A 6,595-nucleotide genomic window follows, 5' to 3' on the forward strand; every position below is an offset into this window, starting at 1 on the left:
TTTACTTTAATTGGTATAAAGACACCGAGCCCCTGCACTTCATGCTATTCCGGCACATATCAGAAAGCCTAGTCTGACGACTAGGCTTTCGTCGTTTCCTGCGTATGTGTTTTGGGTTTTAGTAGTAGATCCTTATCGCTAGCCATGAAGTACTTCTCTATATATCGGGAGGTGCTGCTTGGGAATATAGGTGGTCACTTCTAACTCTTAAGCTAAATAGAGCAGAGCACTAATCTGATTGTTTTACTATGTGAAATTCTCTATCGCGTACGTACTTCGCCCTAAGGAGTGAGACTTTATTGCTTGAATACGTAAAGGGTAATTGTCGATTATGTTCGTATTGGTACTCGTTTAGCTGCTATCTAAACCATACCTGATACACGTATCTGGAACCCTGAGACTGACTAAGGAAAAGGTAGGATGCTTAACACTTCAAGCTATCACACTCACTATGCATAAATAGAGATGTTGATTCGAAAGACCATCAAACAAACCTAAATAGCTATCTCGTAGATACAAAAACGCCTAGCGTTTGCTAGGCGTTGATAAATAGTGTCTCTAATACATCGACTACAGTATTTGCTTAAGCACCCTATCGGCTTTCACACGAGTGATCTTACGAATCAACTTCTGAACTTCCATCGGGTAGCTCTCTACCTTGTCTAACTGCTTATAAGTACAGATAAGCTGAGTGTGTTGAAGGATGTTATCCACTTCAGCCTGAAACTTGTCTGTTAGGTGATGGTAGTTATCTTGGATAAAGATACCGTTCTCTAGATCCAACTTCCATGCGCGTGGATTTAGATTATTACCTGTTAGTAGCATGTAGCGCTTATCTACCCAAATGCCCTTTAGGTGGAAGCTATTGGAATCGTGTTGCCAAAGTCGAATTGATAGATTACGGCTAGCAATATGAGCTTCATTCGCTTTAGCGAAACGGCGTAAGTTCAGTTCGTAAAGGTATGGCAAACCACCAATCGTTTTAAACTCTTCTTCTGGTGAGATAAAGAAATCATTCGCTGTCTTATCACCAACAACAATGCTGACCTTTACGCCACGCTTAAGTGCTTTCTTCACTTCTTTAGCTAGGCTAGGTGGGAAGTTGAAGTAAGGTGTGCAGATGAAGATTTCATCTTTAGCTTGAGCGACGAGTTGGTTGATTCCCTGATTCAGACGGTTACGTCTTTTACCGATACCAACCAATGGTGTTACAGCCACTTGCTCTGCTGAAACCTCTTGCCCTTCGAATTGATACTGAGACCTTGCCAATGATGCTCGAAACTGACGAATCGCTGGTTTCAGTTCTTTGGTCGCAGGCTTGTTCTTATCAGCCAGGTCATAAACAGCGCTGTCCGCAACCATCTGTTCGTGTACGTAGGCAAACATTGAGTCAGCAAGAGCTGTATTGTTTAAAACATGGTAACGATCAAAGCGATAGCGGTCATGGTAATTCAGATAGATATTGTTAAGGCTTGCACCGCTGTATATCACGCTATCATCGACGATAAAGCCTTTTAAGTGCAATACGCCAAAGACTTCTTTGCCGCGAACGGGAATGCCATAGACAGGCACAGAATGTTGATATTTCTCTGCGAACTCTTTATACATGGCTGCATTGCCTTCAGAAGACTCTGCGCCAATCAATCCACGCTGCGCCCGGTGCCAATCGACACAAACGCTCACGTCTAATTCTGGATTCTTTTGCTTTGCTTCATATAAGGCAGTTAGGATCTCACGGCCAGCCTCATCATCTTCAAGATACAAAGCGACTAAACTAATACGAGTCGTTGCGCGAGATATTTCATCAAGTAGGCGAGTTCGAAACTCTTGCGCTGATAGTAGTACTTCAAACTTGTCAGGATTCTGCGCTATGGTTGGCAACTGTATGAATGGATTCCTACTGGCAATCATATTGACTGTTTTACCTTAAAAATATGCAAAATTGCGAACTTTTAATTTTACCAAAGGGATAGCACCAAATACTAGATAATCGAGGCATTCTCTAACAATTTTGCTGATAATGCATAGGAATGAGATCTTTTCCGCTATTCGAATAGCGCTCGTATAAAACTCTTAAACCATTTGGTAGATCTTTAGGGTCTACTTGTACGAATTTGTGTCGCGCGTAAAAATTGGTGAGATGAGCGTACGCAAAGCAGTAATCATCTTCCGTAAGCGTATGTTGCGCACAATAATCCATAAGCTGGGAGCCTAATTGCTGACCACGATGTTGTTTTGATATCGCCATACCGGTAAGTAAGCGATTATTTTCTATTGTACGAAAACGCACGACACCGCACAGTTCGTTATTCAGCAATAACGAATAGATCAGTTCACTCTTATTCGCTTTTCCCGTTGGGTAATGTTCTTTATAGAAACGTTTAACTAGGGGAACCTTTACTGGGTCTAATTGAGTAATGATGACATTGTTCATTCAGTCACTGCGCCATTGGTTTATCTGCTGTAGAATGACCGCAGTGTAAGTTAATTGAATATCGCCATGCAATTCCATCTCAATGCTAGTTTAAAAAATGTTCATACTTTTTCCATCGATCAGACGTGTGATGCGTTGGTTGAAGTCACCACTACCGAAGAACTTATTTCGCTTTACAAAGACCCTAAATGGTCAGCTTTGCCTAAGTTAATACTGGGTAAGGGCAGTAATATGCTTTTTACTGAGCACTTCGCTGGCCTGGTCATCGTGAATAAATTAGCCGGGATTGAGCTGGCCGAGACGGACAGTCATCACCTACTGCATGTGAGTGGTGGCGAGGATTGGCCAAGCTTGGTTGAGTGGAGTGTGGATAAAGGGCTGGGTGGTCTAGAAAACCTAGCAATGATACCCGGCTGTTCCGGCTCTGCTCCGATTCAGAATATTGGTGCGTATGGTGTTGAGCTACAAGACGTATGCGAGTATGTCGATATCCTGTGTCTGGATACTTATACAGTTAAGCGATTAAGCAAAGAAGAGTGTCTCTTTGGTTACCGAGATTCTATTTTCAAACACGCTCTCTACGATAAAGCGATTGTTGTTGCGATTGGTTTAACGTTGCCGAAAGAGTGGGAGCCATGCAATCACTATGGCCCGTTAAAAAGCCTAGCAGCCGATACGCTCTCCCCTCGCACTATATTTGATGAAGTGTGTGCTATCCGTTCAAGTAAGCTGCCAGACCCTAGAGTACAAGGGAATGCGGGTAGCTTCTTCAAAAACCCTGTGATCACCAAAGATCATTTTGATCGCTTGTTAGCTCTATATCCAAATATGGTTGGTTATGAGAGTAATGACATGATCAAAGTTGCTGCTGGCTGGCTGATTGATCAATGCCAGTTCAAGGGTGTGACAGAAGGTGGCGCTCAGGTTCACCCCAACCAAGCATTGGTTATTATCAATTATGATGAGGCTTCTGCTGTGGATATCCTTAAGCTTGCAGAGCGAGTGCGCCAGTCCGTTTTGAATAAATTCGATATTCGATTGGAACATGAAGTGCGCTTTATGGGACGAGACTGCGAGACAAACTTGGATAAGGCTTTGGAGTCATTGGCATGAGAGAGCACAGTACCAAGCTTGCACTATTGAGATGTCTTGCTGACGGTGAGTTTCATTCAGGTGAAGACCTAGGTGAAATGATTGGCGTATCACGAGCGGCTATCAGTAAGCACATTAAAGGTATTCAAGAGTGGGGTTTAGATATCTACCGAGTACAAGGCAAGGGTTACAAACTAGCCAGTCGTTTGGATATGCTTGACCAAGACAAATTGTCTGCAGTTAGTCGCGATGCTTCTCTTGAACTCATTCCCATCATAGGTTCTACAAACCAACACCTATTAGAGCGCACTAACACCCTCGAATCGGGTTCTGTCTGTATTGCTGAATATCAAGCTGCGGGTCGTGGACGCCGTGGACGAGAGTGGGTATCACCATTTGGTGCAAACCTCTATCTTTCAATGTATTGGAGACTCGACGCGGGGATGGCTGCCGCAATGGGCTTAAGCCTTGTGGTTGGTGTAGCTGTTGTTGAAGCTTTGGAAGAGATGGGCGTAGAAGGTGTAAAGCTTAAATGGCCGAACGACCTTTACCACAATGACAAGAAGCTTGCAGGTATCTTGGTCGAGCTGTCAGGACAGTCTGGTGGCGCTGCGCATATTGTGATTGGTTTAGGGCTAAACCTATCCATGGATCCAACAACATCAGGTATTGGCCAGCCATGGACTTCCCTTAAAGAAGTGTGTGATGGGAAGGTGCCAGACCGTAACCAGTTAGCGCAGGCTCTGATCAATGCTTGGGATAAGTCACTTGTCGACTACGAGTTGAAAGGAATGTCCAATTTTTTAGAGCGTTGGAACCGCTTGGATAATTTCTTAGGTCGCAATGTTAGATTGATCATTGGACCTAGAGAAATTGAAGGTGTTGTTCAAGGCATCGATGAACAAGGTGCTGTATTGCTCAAAACTGAGAATGGTGTCGAGAGCTATATTGGTGGCGAGATATCGCTAAGAAAAGGCGACTAAGGCGTTACTATTTTCTTAGTAACACTTCTTCAACCATATGATCTGCGCCTTTACGTAGAATCAGGTGAGCCCTTTCTCTAGTCGGAAGGATATTTTGTTCAAGGTTCAAGCCATTAATTGAACTCCAGATACCTTCTGCTTTGTCCAATGCGGCTTGGTTCGATAATTTAGTGTAATGACTAAAGTAAGAGCCAGGCTTAGTAAACGCGCCATCGCGGAATTTCATAAAGCGATTGACGTACCATTCTTTGATTTGTTGGCTATCAGCGTCAACATAGAGTGAGAAATCAAGGAAGTCTGAAATAAACACGCGATGTGGCTCGTGTGGATAATTCATTCCGGTTTGTAAAACATTAAGCCCTTCAATAATAAGCACATCTGGTAGGTCGACGCACTTAACGTCATCAGTAATATTGTACGTAAGATGCGAGTAAACAGGGGCTGTGACATTTCTCTTGCAAGCTTTTACATCCGAAACAAAGTTCACTAAACGCTTGATATCGTAAGATTCAGGAAAGCCCTTTTTGCTCATCAACCCTTTCTCTTCTAACACCTCGTTTGGATATAAAAAGCCATCGGTTGTCACTAGTTCAACTTTTGGGTGGTTTTCCCAGCGAGAGAGTAGGGCTTTAAGCAGACGCGCAGTGGTACTTTTGCCAACAGCTACGCTACCCGCAATACCGATGATAAAAGGTGGCGCTTTCTCTTTCTTATCTAGAAATTGGTGGAGTACCGAGTTTCTATTCTGTCTGGCTGCCACATAGAGGTTCAATAGACGAGATAGCGGTAGATAGATCTCTACTGCCTCTTCCATTGTGAGCTTTTCATTGATGCCTTGAAGCTCTTTTAAGTCGCTCTCAGAAAGTGTCATCGGAACTAAATTCCTTAGCTCAGACCAACGTTCGCGGTCAAATGACATAAATGGGCTCATACAAAACTCTATAGTGGATAACAAAACAAGTGCATGGAAAATACATCAAGCGATAGATAAATAAAATATCTTCCTGTACTAGATGCGGGTTAAAGACGTAAACCTTGAGCTAAATAGCCGTATGTAGGAGTTTGGTCAGAGAATTTTGCACTTTTTTTCAATTTACTATTGCAAGGTGGAAAATCATTCAATAAAATGCGCCCCACTTGTGCCGACTTAGCTCAGTAGGTAGAGCAACTGACTTGTAATCAGTAGGTCACCAGTTCGATTCCGGTAGTCGGCACCACTTTCTCCCTTCCTATAAGGCAAGCGAGAGAAAGCTCAAAATTTGGAGAGGTTCCCGAGTGGCCAAAGGGAGCAGACTGTAAATCTGTTGGCACTGCCTTCGATGGTTCGAATCCGTCCCTCTCCACCATATTCTAAAGGTTAAATAGCTCAAACAGAGTTACGTGTTGCGTGCATCGTATAATGGCTATTACCTCAGCCTTCCAAGCTGATGATGCGGGTTCGATTCCCGCTGCACGCTCCAACTCATTTTGTGTGCTGATATAGCTCAGTCGGTAGAGCGCACCCTTGGTAAGGGTGAGGTCCCCAGTTCGACTCTGGGTATTAGCACCAGTCTAAAGCTTCTTCTCCTTTAATAAAGAAAACCATTTTTTTGGTTGCGTGGTCTTATTTTAAGCCACCTAATCCGTACCTAGAGGGACACCCCATGTCTAAAGAAAAATTTGAACGTACGAAACCGCACGTAAACGTTGGTACTATCGGCCACGTTGACCACGGTAAAACAACTCTAACTGCTGCTATCTGTACTACACTTGCAAAAGTGTACGGTGGTGTTGCTAAAGATTTCGCATCTATCGATAACGCTCCAGAAGAGCGTGAGCGCGGTATCACAATCGCAACTTCTCACGTTGAGTACGACACTCCAGCACGTCACTACGCACACGTAGACTGTCCAGGACACGCGGATTATGTTAAAAACATGATCACTGGTGCAGCACAAATGGACGGCGGTATCCTAGTTGTTGCTGCGACTGACGGCCCTATGCCTCAAACTCGTGAGCACATCCTACTTGGTCGTCAAGTTGGTATCCCTTACATCATCGTATTCATGAACAAATGTGACATGGTAGATGACGAAGAGCTACTTGA

At 43.8% G+C, this 6,595-nt stretch carries 6 protein-coding genes and 4 tRNA genes; 7 read left to right on the forward strand and 3 right to left on the reverse strand.

Annotation, left to right across the window (positions count from 1 at the left end; genetic code table 11):
* Positions 1 to 570: 570 nt before the first annotated feature.
* Together pssA and AB4583_RS18430 are read right to left on the reverse strand one after the other, a co-directional pair.
* A complete protein-coding gene (pssA, locus tag AB4583_RS18425) occupies positions 571 to 1,911 on the reverse strand; it encodes a CDP-diacylglycerol--serine O-phosphatidyltransferase (protein WP_372118688.1) in 1,341 nt (446 codons plus the stop codon).
* Between the two features lie 91 nt (positions 1,912 to 2,002).
* Positions 2,003 to 2,434 carry a GNAT family N-acetyltransferase gene (locus AB4583_RS18430; protein ID WP_017059798.1) on the reverse strand — a complete coding sequence of 144 codons (432 nt, stop codon included), beginning with the start codon at positions 2,432 to 2,434 and terminating at the stop codon, positions 2,003 to 2,005.
* Positions 2,435 to 2,500: 66 nt separating this feature from the next.
* Between AB4583_RS18430 and murB the strand changes: the two genes are divergently transcribed.
* Positions 2,501 to 3,547, forward strand: a complete 1,047-nt coding sequence (murB, locus tag AB4583_RS18435) for a UDP-N-acetylmuramate dehydrogenase (RefSeq protein ID WP_017059799.1) — start codon at positions 2,501 to 2,503, stop codon at positions 3,545 to 3,547.
* The gene (gene birA, locus AB4583_RS18440; protein ID WP_017059800.1) at positions 3,544 to 4,509 is read left to right on the forward strand and encodes a bifunctional biotin--[acetyl-CoA-carboxylase] ligase/biotin operon repressor BirA; all 966 of its coding nucleotides are present in this window, start codon (positions 3,544 to 3,546) and stop codon (positions 4,507 to 4,509) included. The genes murB and birA overlap by 4 nt, the downstream gene beginning before the upstream one ends.
* A gap of 7 nt (positions 4,510 to 4,516) precedes the next feature.
* On the opposite strand, the gene coaA is transcribed toward birA, so the two are convergent.
* Positions 4,517 to 5,440 carry a type I pantothenate kinase gene (gene coaA / locus AB4583_RS18445; protein WP_017066910.1) on the reverse strand — a complete coding sequence of 308 codons (924 nt, stop codon included), beginning with the start codon at positions 5,438 to 5,440 and terminating at the stop codon, positions 4,517 to 4,519.
* A gap of 210 nt (positions 5,441 to 5,650) precedes the next feature.
* Between coaA and AB4583_RS18450 the strand changes: the two genes are divergently transcribed.
* From AB4583_RS18450 to AB4583_RS18470, 5 genes are all read left to right on the forward strand, one after another.
* Positions 5,651 to 5,726, forward strand: a tRNA-Thr gene (locus AB4583_RS18450).
* Between the two features lie 44 nt (positions 5,727 to 5,770).
* Positions 5,771 to 5,855 (forward strand) — tRNA-Tyr (locus AB4583_RS18455).
* A 39-nt stretch (positions 5,856 to 5,894) separates the two neighbouring features.
* Positions 5,895 to 5,969, forward strand: a tRNA-Gly gene (locus AB4583_RS18460).
* Positions 5,970 to 5,982: 13 nt separating this feature from the next.
* Positions 5,983 to 6,058 (forward strand) — tRNA-Thr (locus AB4583_RS18465).
* 94 nt (positions 6,059 to 6,152) lie between these two features.
* On the forward strand, positions 6,153 to 6,595 hold a 443-nt coding region (locus AB4583_RS18470; RefSeq protein WP_372118691.1), incomplete at its 3' end, for a GTP-binding protein.

Source organism: Vibrio sp. 10N.222.49.C12 (assembly GCF_041475025.1).
Lineage (GTDB): Bacteria > Pseudomonadota > Gammaproteobacteria > Enterobacterales > Vibrionaceae > Vibrio > Vibrio crassostreae_C.

What these genes read in the sequence shown, in the direction of transcription:
- pssA (WP_372118688.1), bottom strand. Translation starts at nt 1,911, where the DNA reads ATGATTGCCAGTAGGAATCCATTCATACAGTTGCCAACCATAGCGCAG.
- AB4583_RS18430 (WP_017059798.1), bottom strand. Translation starts at nt 2,434, where the DNA reads ATGAACAATGTCATCATTACTCAATTAGACCCAGTAAAGGTTCCCCTA.
- murB (WP_017059799.1), top strand. Translation starts at nt 2,501, where the DNA reads ATGCAATTCCATCTCAATGCTAGTTTAAAAAATGTTCATACTTTTTCC.
- birA (WP_017059800.1), top strand. Translation starts at nt 3,544, where the DNA reads ATGAGAGAGCACAGTACCAAGCTTGCACTATTGAGATGTCTTGCTGAC.
- coaA (WP_017066910.1), bottom strand. Translation starts at nt 5,440, where the DNA reads ATGAGCCCATTTATGTCATTTGACCGCGAACGTTGGTCTGAGCTAAGG.